A 16,915-nucleotide genomic window follows, 5' to 3' on the forward strand; every position below is an offset into this window, starting at 1 on the left:
TAGTTAGAGTAATTTTCAAACTATTAAGTACCGAAACAAAGTTTAATCGATAAGCATTAACTTCCATATTAATTTTTGAAGTAGCTAACACTACTTCTATTAAGCATGCATTTTTTTAGTTAGACACAAATTTTGAAAAAATTATCATTAATCACTTGACTTCATATAGTACGTCTTATAATCACCATGCTAATATGTCAATTATAAGGTTTTTCTCCGTTGAATCTCTAATTAGTGATAGTATACATAATGCATTAGATTACTAATTATTCATTCTTAGTTATGAAACTTGAAACAATTTGAGACGGCAACTTATTTCTGTTATCTAATGTTATCTCAACTAGTTCAACTTCATCCCGATTCTTAAACATATCTATCCAAGGATGATTCTCATAGAAAATCGTTCCAATTACATAACTCTTTTCAGAAATAACATTTATCAACTCTTGTTTAAAATCTTCTGAGAGTAACTGCATTGGTCCAACTTCATCAATGATTATATACCCCTTAGATTTTGGTATATCTTTTATTGAAGATAAACATAGGTCTTCAAAAGTCTCAAGCTCTATTCCATATCTTCCTAATCGATTTAAGTGGATAGGTTACACTTAATTGGACAGATTCCTTAAGGTCATATAGAATAAGACCAGAAAAGGAGAAAGTAATGTTAAACGAAAGACGTCCAAGAAGAAATTTTACTACCGAGTTTAAGGAACAAGTAGTCCAACTCTATCTCAATGGTAAAACAAAAGCTGAAATTAAAGCTGAATATAATTTATATGCTTCTACACTCGATACATGGATTAAACAACATCAAGAAAATGGGTCATTTAAATCTAAGGATAACTTATCAGATCTTGAGAAAGAACTCATTGAGCTTCGAAAACGAAATAAACAACTTGAAATGGAAAATGATATTTTAAAGCAAGCAGCGCTGATAATAGGACGAAAGTAGCTATCATCAATTCTAACAAGGATAAATACTCGATATCAGCAATGTGTGGCGTCCTAAAAATATCAAGAAGTACTTACTATTACGAACTACAAAAAACTGAAACTGAACCCGTTATTGATCCTCTTACAAAGGATGTAATCAGAATCTTCAAAGCTAATCGAAAATGCTATGGAACTAGAAGAATTCGTAAAGCATTGCGTGATGAAGGCATTATAGCATCACGACGTCGTATTGGCCGTATAATGAAAGAAAATGGTCTTATTTCAACATATACAGTTGCAAAATATAAACCACATAAGCCAAGTGTAAACGAGGCTAAAATTGAAAATAAAGTTAACAGAGAGTTTAATGACCATGACAGATTAAATGTAATTGTAAGCGATTTAACTTATGTTCGTGTAAATGGCAGCTGGAACTATGTTTGTTTGATTTTGGATTTATTTAATAGAGAGATTATTGGTTATAGTGCAGGAAAACATAAAACAGCAGAACTTGTTTATCAAGCATTTGCAACAATCCAACACGACTTACATAAAATCAAAATTTTCCACACCGATCGCGGAAACGAGTTCAAGAATAATACTATAGAAAGCTTATTGGAAACTTTTAATATAGATAGATCATTGAGCCAAAAGGGTTGTCCATATGACAATGCAGTAGCTGAAGCGACATTTAAATCTTTTAAAAAAGAGTTTGTCTATCAATATGTCTTTGAGGATTTAAACCAATTAAAGCGTGAGTTATTTGACTATGTGAATTGGTACAATAATATCCGTTTACATTCATCATTAGGATATTTATCCCCAACCACTTACAAATTTTTACACCTTAAGAAAACTGTCTAAGCAAGTGTTGACATTCCAAAGCTATTTGAAGAAGTGGAGGCTAATATACCTTCTCTTCCATCTAATGTAACAATTTTAAAACCTTCTCTTTTACCAGCTACTTTTATCTCTTCAGTAAAAAAGCCAGTACAATTTTCTCTTCCTAATAAATCTACAATCTTTCTAATTGCTGTTGATTTACCCATTCTTGGTTTTGCAGTTATAAATATCTTGTTTATCAAAATGATCTCCAATCATATACTTAACATCTACCAGTGCTAAAGGACTGCAACAAATCAAGTAGAAGCCTAAATCTATGTTAAAAAAGTAACTGTTCCAGTTTCTCAATTAGAAGCTTAAAACCTTCTTCGTGTATCCAAAAGGTATCATCATGATCATAAATCGCTTTTTTAAAATCCTTAAATGACACAAACTTCACTTCAGCAACTTCCTCTTCTTGTAGTACCAGTTCATCAAGATTAAAATCTACCTTCAAGTAATACACATCATAAAACTCATTATCAATAAATTCTCCGTCATTGAGATATTCAACTTCTTTAAAAGTAAATAGATACTTTATATCGTTTGACATACCTGAAACGTCTAGTCCTAACTCTTCCATAAATTCTCTTTTAATCGATTGAAAATTATCCTCTCCAGCTGCAATATGACCACCAAGAGATACATACCATTTACCTGGATATGTATCTTTAGTCAGACTTCTTTTTTGTAAAAGCACCTCATTATTTGAGTTTATAACCCATACTTGAACAACTCTATGACAGATACCGAGTCTATGTGCTTTTTTTCTTTCTACAACTTCTCCAGTTTTTATGCCATTATCATCAATAACATCAAAAAATTCCATATATCAAAAGTATCCTTTTCATAAATTAGTTTCAACTTCATCTTCCAGCCACTGATTAGAGTCTTAGAACATACATCTTGTCCTCTTGCTTGCAAACCATGAACAGCTTATAAGCTGGAGACTCATTTAGTGAGATAGCCTATCCAAAATAGTTAAAGTCATGTCTACTATAACTGCTAATAAATAATATCTATATCTCCATCAACAAATCCAATGTCTAAGCAGTTCTTTCGCTTAAAGATATTAGAATACTTGCCATCTTCTAGATATTTTTTCACTAGTTTACCTGAAAAATCAAATCCGTACTCCCAACTATCACCTGCTATTTCTTTTTTTATTATAAAAAAATCTTCATAAATAGAATATATTTCATCGCACACCCAATCATCTTCATCATCTTCAGGTGTAGTGGATGACCCTATCAACTGCACATGATACGATGTATCATCTTCATATAAGTAAAACAATACAAACTAATATCAGCTTCATCTAGATTAATAAAGTTCTTTTCTAACCATATAGTAAACTCATTATATATTTCATTCATTTTACTCTCCTAATATTTATATGGAAAAAACTCTGCCTTAAGTTAGTACTTTTCAAAATGGTGCAGTAGTAACAAGATCTTCGAGCTCACAAGCATTATTTTTGTCACATTTGCCTTTACTTATACTTTTTGACTCTGTAAATAAGAGGATGTCCCCACTGGTATTCTCAACGATTCTAACTTAATACAATAAAGTGAATCTCAAAAGTTTTGTCCAACTTGGTGTAGATGTTGTGTTATTCGATAAACTTCAACTTAAAATAATCCAAAGAATTTTTTTCTTCTTTTCTTTTCTAAAGTTTCATTGCATAATTTACCAATCAATTCTGTAAGATGATTCTCAAACCCTCTACTGACATCACTGGTTCCTGTTTTAGCATGAACTAACTCATGCATAAGCGTCCCTGAAAATAACTCTAAAGACTTTAGTTGTTTTCTCTTGATGACAATCATGTTTTGATCTGGTATCCACAAGCCGTTTATTTCTGAACTCACAGAGTAATCTTTCCTCATATTCTGCGAGATTTCAATTCTTTTTACATTCCGCGGCATTCCCCCAAACATTCTAATAATATCACTCTTATATTGATATACTTTCATTTCAGATTTGTTGAGTGCAGAAGTCTTAATGAACTCAAATTCAAAACTCTCATTGTAAATATCATAAAAACGCTCTGTATTCGTTATTCTATCTCCATTGAGATCAGTAATATCACAAATTTTTTCATATAAATTGTTTGGTACAACTACTATTTTATATCCTTCACTTTCAGCATCGTCAAGTAATTCAGGTTTTGTCATTACCTTATCACTAGATATGAACAAGGTTTTACCTTTAGTATTAAGAATCTTAATCGCATGAACCTGAACATCAATCCATTTAACTTCATCAAATAGATTGCCACTTGTATATTCCTTTAAATTTTCTGCTATTGATTGAGCGACTTCATCAGTTGAAGATGACAATAAAATTGATTTAACTCTATCTGAGTAAGCACTCCTCCCAACATTTGAACGCTCCCTATTTAAAGCTCTTTTAATTTTTTTATCAACATTAGTAATATTATAACTAAATTGGAAATTGTCTTCTTCAGCTACTTTTAATCCATTTATATATACATACGCTGTTTCAGATCCCTTTTCGAGAACCTCACCATACTTTGTGACATCAAGAACATTGCTATTAGAAAACTTTATGAATAACTGTTTTGCCTTTTCAACATCGCTATCGTCAATATCGCTCAAGATAAATTCTGTACCTTTAAAATCAATGTCTTCGTTGCACATTATACTTGCATGCAAAGTTGTTATGTCTTCGAAATCATGTTTAGTCATTTTTGTTAATGAGATATCACCATGTTTTGATTTAATTCTTACACCTATGTTGTTTCTGTCAAATGTAGCTAGTGCATCTTTCAATCCAACACCAAACTTACCGATTAGATTGGGATGGCTCAATTTTTCTTCATTTTCGTTTTGAGTAAAATGATTATACTCAAGTCCACGTCCAAAATCCCTTATATGCCAGTTACCAAGCATATCTTTTGAGATTTTAATATCTTCTGTATTTGTAAGTGCTTGCTCATCTAATGCATTGGATATAATTTCACGTAAAGCATCACTTACAGTCCAATTTTCTAAGATTGTCTCAATATTTAAGTCAAACATTCTCTCCATAATATTTATCTCCTGTATTATGTTGTATAACGGAAACTCCTCTGAACAGTCATAGAATTAACAACTTTAGTTCATGTCACACTTGCTATGACGAATACTGTGGTGACACAATTAGTAACCTGACTTGTCAATGAGTCCCACAATTGTATATGTACAGACACACAGTGCTACTAGATGTATCAATCCAATTCCTGAGCTAGGTTAACTCAGATTTAGTGTTATGAGCTCTTAGATTTATATATTTAACAGATTCTTGATAATAGCAGTTAAACCTGATTTTTTCTTTCTTCCTTTATCCTTTTGCTCTATTACAACATGCTTGTTCACTTGAATTTTTTTTGTCTTAATATTGCTTCTCAATTTCTTTTTAATTAATGCATTTCCCGCTTCAAAGTCATTAATTGATGTGATGACAACTTCGTTAATATCATCTAATTTAAGTTTGCATCTTGGTAATGCTAGCTCCTTGAAATTTTTTTCATTCAACTGAGCAAAATGTCCAATATCAGTTTTATTCTTAGAACCATATTTATCAACTAAGTTAAATACACCTGGTGCGAGGAAAATATTATTTTTTGAAAAAGAGTTATTGTTGCCAAGACCGCTCAAATCCAAAATGCATATTTTCGAGATACTATTTAATGCTTCTTCATAATTTTTTTTCTTCGAGTGTAAATCTGCCATTGCAAGGAATGTATTTCGATATAATCCCCAATCTCCGGAGTTACGATAATCCCATGATTTGTCATTTATAATTTTAATTGCAGTTTCAAGATAATTCTCTTTATCACTTGCTACTGCTCTAAAGAACTTTTCTAACGTGATTTCATTTACAAGATACTTATTTTTATGGTAGAAAACTGCATACTCGTTATCAGCCACTATTTTCTTTCCTTCGTCCGTCAACTGATAATAGTTTTGTGGAAATCTTTCTTCTAATGCTTTTCGTTCAACATTTTCACAAAGAGATTTAACTAAGTCAGCTTTTTTCCCTGTTGTTTTCAGACCGAACTCGTTCAGAATAGGTTTAAGATCAGATATTGTTGCTTTGCTCACATTAAAATTTACATCTGAACACTGAAGGAACTTTTTCTTCAAAGCCCATTCTAACAGTTTATTAGGATTAATTTCATATCTATACTCATAGTAACCTGGAAATTTAGTTCCTACTTCACTTCCATTAGTTCGTTCTAAAAAAATTACTTCTATTGGGTTCATTTTTCCTCCTTCAAATTTTATTGCGTATAATGGAAACGCATCTGTGACGCCTTCGAACTTACAAACTCTGTTCATGTCACACTAGCTGTGACTAATGTAGTGGTAACTCGGTTAGTGAAAGGGTGAGTCCATGATAGCTAGAGTATGTAGATGCTCCTTTCAATGGAAACTACTCATTTCACTTTGTTGTGAACCACTGCTCAGATGTAGTGTTATCTGTGCTGTTAAGGAGATAATCAAACTCTTTAATAAAAATACTCCTAACATAATCAAATGGCATTTCCATAATTGTCTTAATATTATCTTTTTTTAACATCTCTTGTAGAACAAGATATCCAATATCATAACCGATTCTATGGTGCTGAAAGTCTCCATATGAAATATAGTTTCTTATTACTTCCCAGTCATTAGATGTGAAATCTCTCTTGATTTGTTCTCGTTTATCTTTAATGAAATTGAGTCTACTTTCATCGTAGTTCCCTTTATTAAAATCTAGATACTCCGATATCTCCAACCCATCATTCATAATTTTAGAAGTCGAACATGCTAATCCTTCACTTATCAATAAATCTACTAATTGTATTTCCTCAATTTGGCATGGTTTGCTATGTCGATGCATAACATGAAACAATTCATGTGCCAATAATATCTTGAAATATTTTGCATCAGGAAGTGATTCTACGAATAGGAATAGTGAAGCTGTTTGATATCCAGTCACTATGGCATTTGTTGTACCATTTCCTACAACAATATAAACGTTTAACTCATTCTCATCATCTAGTACAATTCCATGTTCTTGAAAAACAGCTAGAATATCTTCCATATTGTGTTCTAATCTACTTGATATACTATAAATCTTATTTGACAACTCATCTATATTAATGATTTTAAGTGCTTCTTCTGATAACTTAATTGATGAGTCAATTTTCCTATATAAATCATAAATATGATTGTAGACATCTTCATTATTGAAGTAGCAAACTTCTTCCCATATTTCTTTACTCTCATTTAGATTTTCTTCACTTAGTCTAGCTAAATAACTATTGAAGTCTCTTGCTAGATTGTGTATTTTAATCAATTTAATTCTCCTTAAGAGCTATCAGACAACTGAAGCACAAGTGTGACATCTTCGAAATTACAACCTCTGCTCATGTCAAACTTGCTGTGACTAATGCAGGTTGACTCGATTAGGAAACGGATTTGTCCATAAATCAATCATATGTAACTGCGCTACTAACCGCACTTCAATCCATCGCTACAACTTGTTAATCAGTGGCCTTTACTCAGATGTAGTGTTATGCGTTAATATTTTGGATAAGTTCTTTTCTAACCTCTTTCAATATTCTTATTAAATGTATTTCATATTTATTCAACTTCTCTGTTAGGATTTGCAAATTACTATTTTGCAATTTCTCGATGACGAACTCTATAAATTTTATTACTAAGTAAAGCACACCAAATAATAGTAAAATAGCTAGAATGTTAGCAAATTGGAATCCATTTTCATTTAATATAGCTATGAGTTCCTTAACAGAATTTGAAGAGAAAAAGTATGTTATTGCTAGAGTACCTATGATTGTTATTATAAAACTACTTAGCTTAAATTTTTGTCTGTTTATGATAACTTTCGTATCTATCTTTCTATCAAGTTGATTCTCAAGTTCAGTGATCTCTAATATTCCATACAATCTATTCTCAATCAAATAGTTTCTCACATATTCTCTTTCAACTTTACTTTCAAATTCTTCAAGATTATAGGTGTAAAGCTTCGCATAATCCTTTATCATACAATTCTCTCTATAATTTAATGTCACCTTAAGCACTACTCTATTAAGAGAAATAAAGAACAACCCAAATATCATTACATATTGCATTATAAATGGTTCATAAAAATGACTGCTCATAAAAAACATTAGGATAATAAAACCTAGACTAGCTAGGAATATATAGGCAAAAACATCATATAACATAAGTAATGCAAAATGAATGACTTTTCTTTTTATGTTTCGCTTATATATGTTCTCTACACAGTAATTTTCTTTAAAAAGTATTAGTAATTCATTCATATTATCTCCAAAATAGTGATGCATAACGGAAGTTCATCAGAAATTTCGTCGAACTTTATAGCGACTGCTCTCATAATTGTAAGCCGGCAAACAGCTAATAAGATAAGTGACTAGGTAAGTGAGACGATTTGTCCACCATTCTTTCATCTTCTATTTTAAGCCTACAGGCTCTCAATTCTTTCTACTTTCACTTATGTGGACCTCTGTTCTGATGTAGTGTTAGACGACTTTTGTGGCTTATATTGACAATTTTATGCATTTAGATTGATTTAATTGCCTTTTTTATCCATTTGTATTATAGTGGAATTGGTGCTAACTTCCAATTGGAGGAAGTAAATAATGACTCATTATAATAGTTTAGTCAGAGCAATAAATAATAGGGTTCTTGTCAATCTGACATTTAACTCAAATGAAAAAGGGATTATTTCAAGACTATGTGTTCCTTTTGATTATGGTCCCAGTAGAAGATACAGGGACTGCCAAGACAGATTCCACTTCTATGATCTTGATAGTCCTGATGGTAATCACAATCTATCAATCCTTCCAAATCAAGTAATTACAATTAGTCTCACTAGTAGAAACTTTGAGCCTGGTGATTATGTTCACTGGGAACCTCAATGGCATGTTAGTAGAGATTGGGGAAGATACTCTTAATATTTTTGGGAGTTAGTACCACCCTTTTCATGTAGCAAAGTAAGAAATTTATAGCTAAATAACTGTAATTAACTGTAATCTTTCTTCATCTTCTTTTGAGCAGTCCTGTATATATTAATTAACTTTGGTCTTAAATCATCCCAACTTGACTCAAACTCTGATAGATGTTGCCTAAGCTCTTCTTCTTCGTCATTATAAGATTCGGGATGATTCTTGATATACTCCATTCTCATAGCAATGCTTAGTAACGGTCTGTGAACATTCAATATATCACTATAACTAAAATCATTTACATCAAACAGGTTTCCATAATCACATACTTTTTGCGAAAAAATTGTAGATAAATCTAAGATATCATTGAATCTATTCATATATTTATGCTCAAAACTACTACCTGGACTATAGTTAACAAATATCATTTTGGTTTCCATATAAACAATGTCAATTAGGTCTCTGATGCGATTAACTGTACCTACAAAGTCATCATACTTGTCATATCTTAGGTTCATTTGATGAGAATGTCTATTTAATGATTTTGAAATAATATATGAAATGTATCCTCCTATCGCACCACTTATTAGAGCAGGTACTGATATGTCAAAAGTAATATTTACCATAAAACTCCTTTCCTTTCTGTAATTTTGTCATCTAACGGAAGCTCATCATAGATTTCGTCGAACTTTACAGAGAACTGCTAATGTTCAACTTGCTTGGACTAATGAAATGAACGACTCGGTTCATGAGAGGATTTGTCCAGCGTACTCTCAAATTCTTATCTTAAGCCTTCATGCTATCTATTCTTTCTATCATTCACTTATTTGGACCTCTGCTCTGATGTAGTATAAGTTCCAGTTTTCGTTGCAATCCTGACATCACCTTCATTAAACTAACTCTGAAACAATTTTGTCACATTCACTAATTACATACTCTGGGATAGTATCAAATCTAGATGGGTCTAATTGACATATGTATTCGTTTTCAATATGATAGGTTTCATTTACAAATTTCTGAATTACGGAATTTACATCTTTTGACTCAAACAACCTAAAGACTTGGAGTTTTTCATATCCATTAGTACTTGAAGTATAGACTTCCTTTAACTCGTCTACATTACTTAACCGATTTAATATTTGGATGTAATCAAAATCACAAATGTCTTTAGATATTTGCACACATCCATTGTTAAACTTATAATCGCTCATTCTTGGATATTCACCATTTTCATCTTTCATTTCTCTATTATCAATTGCCACATTACGTTTATGTAATAGATTAGATAACACTTGATAACTATCTCCACTTCCATCAAATATTTCAGTATTCCTTCTTAAGTAAACGAGCTTCGTAATATTATCTTTATCAGATTGCATTACTGATGTGCATATTGATGGAAAAGTCATGATATCATTCTTATTAATTATTAACTCAGAAATTCGATGATTCCTTAGTTTGAGAAATGAAGCTGTCATTAGATTACTAAATTTTTGTGATAATGATTTCACTGTATCAATAATTGGTTCTACGTCATGAGTAAGCATTAATACTGTTCTATTCTTCAAACACTTAGATGAATCTCTTCTAAAAAGCATTTCGAGTATTGCATACTTCTTATTCTTGTCAAAAGATGAAATAGGATCATCCAAAATTATCATTTCTGGATTTTTTGACAAACACTCATACATAAACAAAACAATTGAGAAGGCATTTCTTTCTCCATAACTTAAATATTGACTTCCACCATTTAATATTTCACTATTATCAAGATGTTTAAGTCTTAGTTTTGAATCTACTCCATCACCAATAATCTCAACTTTATATCGATAACCTGCATATGATAAGAAATCATTTATATCATTCTGATGTGTTTCTATTAAAGTCTTTATCTTCTTCCTTTGTATGTTTATTTTCCCTTGAAGTTTACCAGAACTTTCTATAACAGAGTCAATGGCTTCATTAATCGGAGATATAGCCTCATTCATTTTAGTAGAATTTAGTTCTGAAAAGTATTCTAAATCCAATTTATATTTAGGTAATATCTCTGCAACTTTTTCACTCTCTTCGAATTGAAACCCAGACAATAATCTGATTCTCTCTAATTTTAAAATGAAGTTATCAATCTGTCTCTTAATGCTAACAATATAATCTTCGTGCTCTTTTTCAAGACCGTCTTTTAACTTAGTAATGTTCCCTAACTTCTTCTTTGCTTCATCTGATAAATAATCCCCTAACTTATCTATAATTGTTAAAATCGTCAATAAGTTCTTTATAGTGTTTTTGTCATACTCCTTCGATACCTTTTGTATCTGTTGTTTTTTCTCAGTTGTATCTGAAGTACAAAAAGGACATGCCTCTGAAAGTTCACTGAAAGTGCAACCTTTTTTTTGCCAATCTACCCAACTGACACTATCATCACATTGTATAAAAGGTTTATAAGGTTCTAAACCTTCAGGAATGTGTACAATATTATTCCCTTTTGCCAAACCTTTCATACCAGAAGAAGCCTTAGATACGCCACTTTTTGTTAACTTAAAAGCATTTCCTAACTCCTTTATAGTGTTTATCAAGGTTTCCAGTTCTTCATTGTTTGTAAACACTTTTCTTGTTTCTCTAATAAGTAACTCAATTTCTTCTTCAATTATCTTATACTCATCATTCCTAATCAAAATGTCAAAACTATTACTTAATAACTCATCTTGTTTAAAATTAAACTGTTTAACATAATCCTCATCAAAACACATGATACTATTAATTTCTTCAGACCATTCAACTTTAGGATTCTGTTCTTCAGGATTTTCTGCTTTTAACTTAAATGGCATTAAATCAATTAACCCTTCAGGATTACTAGATTTAAGTATAATAGCTTTAGCTATAGTACTCTTACCAGTTCCATTAGGTGCTAATTTTATATTTAACTTTCCTTTTGTTACTTCAATTTTTGCATAATCAATATTATTGCAATTTTCTAATTTAAATTCCATTATATCTCCTTTCAGTTTCCTATTCTGTCTAATATTTTTGAGACATAATATCTCAAACGTTAATTACATCTAACGGAAGCCTTCGAACTTACAACCGCTGCTCATGTCCAATTCATTTGGACTAATGCAGTGGTGACTAGGTTAGTGAAATGGTGTGTCCTTGATAACAAGATCATGTAACTACTCTTTTTAATTCTTACTTCTCACATCACTCACCTATGGACCTCTGCTCAGATGCAGTGTTAGATGATGTTCTTATTTGTATATAGTCTTGCTTGATCTCTTGTATAACTTGATAAACTGCAACTGTATGCTCGAATAAATTCCAGCACTGAAATACAAAATCTAGTAAATGTATTTCATCATTCTCAAAAGCAATAATATTATCAAATGGTTTATAATCCCACGATTCATGTCCTATAGCATTTCGTATTTTTCGTTCAAATTTAGGCATTATAGTATCAAAACTAACTTGTTTTTCCAAAAACTTTATCTTATTACCTTTACTTAGTTTACTGAACTGATTAATATTTTTTATAGGCTTATTTTTAAATAGCAAATTTTGATCGAAGCTATCGTAATTATTTCTTTGGATTATGTTATTTAGTGGTATAAGCAAATCATAAACAAACATAATATTCTCATATACTGATTGATAAATTTCCTTTATATTTTCGAAATTCGCAGTTGTTAGTGTTAATTGCTCATATATAGGCAATCGTCTTGATTTACTTATATAACTTAAAACTATTGATGGTAATAAAGATGGGAAATGATCAAGTATTGAATTGCAACTTCTATAGATTCGCTTTTCAATATCATGTAATGCATTGAAAGTAATAATATTGTTCAAATAATTATTATACTCTACACTATGATTACACTTTATATCTGCTAATAAATCTAATGACTTTTCATGTAAACTCTTTAGTGCTCTTACTTTTGAAAACTTCTCATAAACTTTCATGTTGTATTTATATAGCTTCTTAGCGATTTGAATTGAACTGATATCATAATCAGAGTTTTCATTTTCAGTTTGTTTAAATAGTTCCTTTGTAAGATACTTACTTTTTCTTGTATAATACAAATCATTAATTCTTTTATAGGCATCTAGTCTATTATTGTATGCATAAATTCCACTTGATAGATGCTCATAAAACCTAAAATATCTATTCTCGCCTAATATATCTGTAGTCCTCAAATATGGGGTATATCCTAAAGTAGGTGCTTTATCACTCGTTTTTAATGTTAGTAATTCTGATGATATCTCAGCAAAATATAAAGGCTGCTCGTTTTTGTTTGGTTTTAAAACATTCTTAGACTCTAATCCTAATTTTATCTCTGTTTGACTTGCGAGAAGAACAAACTCTAAATTTGTGTGGCATTCAGGGCATACAATTCTTACAGGTGCTCTTTCAATATGACCAATCTGCCATCTAAATAAAATAACTGTATTACAAATTTCGCATTTCATAGGTATATTTTGAACCAAAGTATTCTCCTTTCAAATAAGAATTTCATCTGACGGAAGCACATCTGCGAAGTGTTCGAGCGATACAACTAAGCTCTCATGCTTGTGAGCCAGTGAACAGCTAATGAGCCGGCGTGACTCGGTCAGCGAGAGCATGTGGTCCAAGTACTTCATCATGTATCTAGAGTGTCATCAGACACGAATCGTATCTTCTATCCTTAGCATTTGGACCCTTGCGCAGATGTAGTGTTAGCCTAATTTCTAAAAGGTGAAATCCATATGTATAAATGTAATGCTATTTCTGTATTTAATTAGATAAATTCAAGATGCTTTAGATAACTTCTTATTGTTGACGAATATTCTTTTTCAGGACTTATTTCCTCTATCAATTCCTCTTTTAATATTTTCTTTAGATATTTATCATTGGTTTTCATCCAATTGTTGACCTTAACTTCAATTAACCTTATTTTCTCTTGTCTACGTTCTAGAAGCTCAGCTCTGTTCAACTTGAGTATTTTCTCTGTTATTGCACCTCTATCATTCCCTGGTTGTCCCAAAATCATACTACCAAAAATCATTAGATGATCCTCTGGCTCTTCTACATATGGGTTTATAAGCGGTAAATCAGGATTGTAATATTTTTTTTTACCTTTGCGATTACAACTCTCGCAAGCTAATGTTAAGTTTGTCCATTCGATATATAAGTCTGGTCGCGCATCTTTATTTTTGGGTTCTATATGTTCTATATCTCCACTTGAAACATGTCGTAATTTGCTTTCACAATACGCGCACTTTCCGTGTGTTTCTATGATCAACTGTTCTTTTATTTCGGGTTGACTATATCTGTTTCTTATAACTTTAGGTATCTCTTTATCTTCTTTAATTAAATTCAAGTATTCCTGCGTCCAATGTTTCTTATTGTCTACCAAAATTTGAGGTTCCTTGATTTTATATAATCTAATCAAATCTATTCCTCCATAACTTTATTTAATGTATCCGGTATATATTTTTCCAATCCAATTGCTTTTAATTGTGATTTTAACTCTGCGTAAGACTGAACTGATAATTCTTTTCCACGAAGGTTTGCTATTATTGAAGCAAGTTTATTCTCTGCCCATACTGGTATCGTTGAAGGTATACCTAGGACTTCTCTTAAAATATCATTTGAGGTGCCTGAAATATCTGAATTATCTAAACGAAGACTGTTAACTTTACTGTTGTCATCATAATCTAAAACATAAATTGTTGAATCTGGTTCAGAGCTAATTATAAACGGATTATGAGATGCGATTATAAACTGTGCTTCAGGAAACGCCTTCAATAGATTTGGAAGTAAAGTTCTTTGCATGTATGGATGTAAGTGATTTTCAGGTTCATCAATAGTCACAACAAACTTATCATTACATTTTTGCATAAGGAATATTTCCCACGACATATCAATAATAGCTGCAATCCCTCCTGAAACATCATCAATTGAGAAATCTCCTGAATCGGTTGAAAGAATAACTTCCGGTACTTCTATTGTAAGTTTATTAAAACCAAGTGTTTTGGGAAGCATGATTTTCAGAATACCTTGAAAGTCCTCAAATAATCTGATTGAATTCTCATTCGGTTTTACCACTTGATTACCATATCCAAATGTTGCAAGAGAAATAAGTGTCTCCTTCATATGGGTATTAGGTGCATCCTTTTGTCTTCCTTCAGTATATGCAGTTCTTACTAAATGTGAATATCTACCCAATACTGTATTATTATTCACTGGAGATGTTGGAATAGTTGAAATAGTATTTTTTTTATATACTGATTTATGAGATGGTATATGGAGACCATTGATAGCCTCTTTTCTTTCTATTATAGGCGCGTAAACATTCCCAACATGAGACGGTACTGAAATCTCATGTGTTTGGTTAGAGGAGTATTTTATTGTACCAATAGCATATCTCCTATTTGGATTCTCAATATTCGCTAATCTATAATTTTCACTATTGATCTTAATATTAGGAATGTACTCTAGATTTCCAGACTCTTTACTCCTCTCAATTGAACTACTGAATATCGTAGCCCAATTAAAATGACTAGAAAGAATACTAAGTAATGTTGTCTTTCCAGAACCATTTGCTCCAGTTATAATTGTGAGACGATTATGGAAATCTAATTTCACATTACCATATTGTCTCCAGTTTTCTATTTCTAATTCTTTAAACATATTACCTCCTTTGTAAATGAAGTCATATCAATAATTAATTTACTTATTAATAAAATGCAAATCCCAATCCATCATTTATTTCTTAATTTTAGAATTTCGGCTAACTACTTTTTATGCATAGTTCGCATATACCCCTTTTGTCTTTTTCTTCTTATATGGTGATTAATCTATGGGTCTAAACGACTTTTTATCCGACCCTCTTATGCCGCGAAAGCCTATTGATAATGAGTAGTGACATGTTATGGTCACATGACGGCATCATTTTTAACCTTGATGGCTAAATGGCATGAAACATGTCACTAGAGGCTCAATGTCAATAGGAGCGTGGAATAAATCAATCCCCGTCATATAGTGACTTTAAATAGTCTAGAGGATTTTTAATCTTCTGATAATGTCTAACCGATATTTGTGTATAAATCTCTGTTGTTTTAGAAGATTCATGACCAAGTATTTCTTGGATATACCTTAAGTTTACCTGTGATTCTAATAACTCGCAGGCAAAGCTATGCCTTAGAGAATGAAAAGTTAAACTCTTTTTAAGTCCTGCTTTGTCTCTACTTGTTGCAAAGACCTTTTGAAACGTTCTTGTGCTTAAATGGTCACCATTAATATTTTCGAAAACCCATTTCTTAGGTGTGTAGACTTCAAAATAGTTATTAAGCTGTTTTTTCATAACTTTTGACAGCGGCACATATCTTTCTTTATTACCCTTGCTCTCTTTTATTAGAATAAGCATGCCTTCAGTATCGATATCTTCAATTTTTAAGTTAACAACATCACTGATCCTTAAGCCCGCTGAATAAGCAAGCATCATCCCAGTCAGATGTTTTAAGTTTGTTGTTTCTTTAAATAGACGACTTATCTGTTGAGGGCTCATTGCCTTTGGAAGTTTCTTCTCTCCTCTTGGCCGTTCTAACTTTGTTAGATTATCTAGTGATGTTGTTTGAGATACTTTCGCATAGAGTTTAATGGCGCTGACAAACTGGTTGACATAGGTATAACTCAATTCTTTTATGGCTATGGTATCTTCTATATAATCGTTTATCCTGTCAATGTCTACTGAGTTATTTGAATAAGAAAGATATTTATCAAAATGCATCATATAACTTTTTATTGTTGCTCTTGAGTAGCCTTTTCTAATTAGGTATTTTCTAAGGATTTCCATGCGCTCATGTTTTTCAACACATGGATTTTCAATCATATGCATCCACTGACTAAGTTCCTGATACTTAGAAAGAGGAAACTGCCAGGCTTTTTCGCGTGGATTCCAAAATCCTCCCTTAATTTTTTTAATTGAGGCTACTAAAAATGGATCGTATTTAAAGGCAAGTAATAAACAATGTTCTTTCTTAATGATTCTCATAATCCCTCCTAATCATACCACATATTAGAAATTATGTAGTAGCATTTACAAATAGACTTAATATAAAATTTATAAGCTTACACTTTTA

Annotated in this window: 17 protein-coding genes; 2 read left to right on the forward strand and 15 right to left on the reverse strand. The window is 31.4% G+C overall.

All coding sequences use genetic code 11. From position 1 onward, the window contains the following. Nucleotides 1-266: 266 nt before the first annotated feature. A complete protein-coding gene (locus tag EZV73_RS27550) occupies nucleotides 267-599 on the reverse strand; it encodes a nucleoside-triphosphatase (RefSeq protein ID WP_330637276.1) in 333 nt (110 codons plus the stop codon). Between the two features lie 65 nt (nucleotides 600-664). Here EZV73_RS27550 and EZV73_RS27555 point away from each other — a divergent pair. Beyond that, nucleotides 665-1,800, forward strand: a protein-coding gene (locus EZV73_RS27555; RefSeq protein WP_240843803.1) for an IS3 family transposase whose coding sequence is annotated in 2 segments (ribosomal slippage) — nucleotides 665-920 and nucleotides 920-1,800 — 1,137 coding nt in all. Because the reading frame shifts where the segments join, the coding sequence is not laid out codon by codon here. Here the strand turns inward: EZV73_RS27555 and EZV73_RS27560 are convergent. The 8 genes from EZV73_RS27560 to EZV73_RS27590 all read right to left on the reverse strand — a co-directional run bounded on the left by EZV73_RS27560 (nucleotide 1,797) and on the right by EZV73_RS27590 (nucleotide 8,155). After that, on the reverse strand, nucleotides 1,797-2,021 hold the full coding sequence (locus EZV73_RS27560) for a nucleoside-triphosphatase (protein WP_240843804.1): 225 nt from the start codon (nucleotides 2,019-2,021) through the stop codon (nucleotides 1,797-1,799). The two genes, EZV73_RS27555 and EZV73_RS27560, sit on opposite strands and share 4 nt — an antisense overlap. Before the next feature lie 77 nt (nucleotides 2,022-2,098). Next, on the reverse strand, nucleotides 2,099-2,647 hold the full coding sequence (locus EZV73_RS27565; RefSeq protein ID WP_240843805.1) for an NUDIX domain-containing protein: 549 nt from the start codon (nucleotides 2,645-2,647) through the stop codon (nucleotides 2,099-2,101). Between the two features lie 176 nt (nucleotides 2,648-2,823). Next, nucleotides 2,824-3,114 carry a hypothetical protein gene (locus EZV73_RS27570; protein ID WP_240843806.1) on the reverse strand — a complete coding sequence of 97 codons (291 nt, stop codon included), beginning with the start codon at nucleotides 3,112-3,114 and terminating at the stop codon, nucleotides 2,824-2,826. Beyond that, nucleotides 3,069-3,194: a hypothetical protein gene (locus tag EZV73_RS28760; RefSeq protein ID WP_255814213.1), complete on the reverse strand. Its 126-nt coding sequence runs from the start codon at nucleotides 3,192-3,194 to the stop codon at nucleotides 3,069-3,071. Before EZV73_RS28760 ends, EZV73_RS27570 begins: the two co-directional genes overlap by 46 nt. 255 nt (nucleotides 3,195-3,449) lie before the next feature. Next, nucleotides 3,450-4,871: a hypothetical protein gene (locus EZV73_RS27575; RefSeq protein ID WP_240843807.1), complete on the reverse strand. Its 1,422-nt coding sequence runs from the start codon at nucleotides 4,869-4,871 to the stop codon at nucleotides 3,450-3,452. Between the two features lie 234 nt (nucleotides 4,872-5,105). Beyond that, the gene (locus EZV73_RS27580; RefSeq protein ID WP_240843808.1) at nucleotides 5,106-6,089 is read right to left on the reverse strand and encodes an SAP domain-containing protein; all 984 of its coding nucleotides are present in this window, start codon (nucleotides 6,087-6,089) and stop codon (nucleotides 5,106-5,108) included. Between the two features lie 178 nt (nucleotides 6,090-6,267). Continuing rightward, a complete protein-coding gene (locus EZV73_RS27585) occupies nucleotides 6,268-7,167 on the reverse strand; it encodes a DUF2268 domain-containing putative Zn-dependent protease (protein WP_240843809.1) in 900 nt (299 codons plus the stop codon). Between the two features lie 217 nt (nucleotides 7,168-7,384). Continuing rightward, nucleotides 7,385-8,155 (reverse strand): serine incorporator domain-containing protein, encoded by a 771-nt coding sequence (locus tag EZV73_RS27590; protein ID WP_240843810.1) that lies wholly within the window; start codon nucleotides 8,153-8,155, stop codon nucleotides 7,385-7,387. A 339-nt stretch (nucleotides 8,156-8,494) separates the two neighbouring features. On the opposite strand from EZV73_RS27590, the gene EZV73_RS27595 reads away from it, so the two are divergent. Continuing rightward, the gene (locus EZV73_RS27595; RefSeq protein ID WP_240843811.1) at nucleotides 8,495-8,809 is read left to right on the forward strand and encodes a hypothetical protein; all 315 of its coding nucleotides are present in this window, start codon (nucleotides 8,495-8,497) and stop codon (nucleotides 8,807-8,809) included. A gap of 68 nt (nucleotides 8,810-8,877) precedes the next feature. On the opposite strand, the gene EZV73_RS27600 is transcribed toward EZV73_RS27595, so the two are convergent. The 6 genes from EZV73_RS27600 to EZV73_RS27625 all read right to left on the reverse strand — a co-directional run bounded on the left by EZV73_RS27600 (nucleotide 8,878) and on the right by EZV73_RS27625 (nucleotide 16,827). Continuing rightward, nucleotides 8,878-9,426, reverse strand: coding sequence for a hypothetical protein (locus tag EZV73_RS27600; RefSeq protein WP_240843812.1), 549 nt, complete (start codon nucleotides 9,424-9,426; stop codon nucleotides 8,878-8,880). A 264-nt stretch (nucleotides 9,427-9,690) separates the two neighbouring features. Then, nucleotides 9,691-11,787 (reverse strand): hypothetical protein, encoded by a 2,097-nt coding sequence (locus EZV73_RS27605; protein ID WP_240843813.1) that lies wholly within the window; start codon nucleotides 11,785-11,787, stop codon nucleotides 9,691-9,693. 208 nt (nucleotides 11,788-11,995) lie between these two features. Continuing rightward, nucleotides 11,996-13,279 (reverse strand): hypothetical protein, encoded by a 1,284-nt coding sequence (locus tag EZV73_RS27610; protein ID WP_240843814.1) that lies wholly within the window; start codon nucleotides 13,277-13,279, stop codon nucleotides 11,996-11,998. 290 nt (nucleotides 13,280-13,569) lie between these two features. Then, nucleotides 13,570-14,223, reverse strand: a complete 654-nt coding sequence (locus tag EZV73_RS27615; protein ID WP_240843815.1) for an HNH endonuclease — start codon at nucleotides 14,221-14,223, stop codon at nucleotides 13,570-13,572. Nucleotides 14,224-14,225: 2 nt separating this feature from the next. Then, nucleotides 14,226-15,464 (reverse strand): AAA family ATPase, encoded by a 1,239-nt coding sequence (locus tag EZV73_RS27620; RefSeq protein ID WP_240843816.1) that lies wholly within the window; start codon nucleotides 15,462-15,464, stop codon nucleotides 14,226-14,228. 334 nt (nucleotides 15,465-15,798) lie between these two features. Beyond that, nucleotides 15,799-16,827 (reverse strand): tyrosine-type recombinase/integrase, encoded by a 1,029-nt coding sequence (locus EZV73_RS27625; protein WP_240843817.1) that lies wholly within the window; start codon nucleotides 16,825-16,827, stop codon nucleotides 15,799-15,801. Nucleotides 16,828-16,915 lie beyond the last annotated feature (88 nt).

Source organism: Acidaminobacter sp. JC074, from assembly GCF_022496765.1.
Lineage (GTDB): Bacteria > Bacillota > Clostridia > Peptostreptococcales > Acidaminobacteraceae > JABXKX01.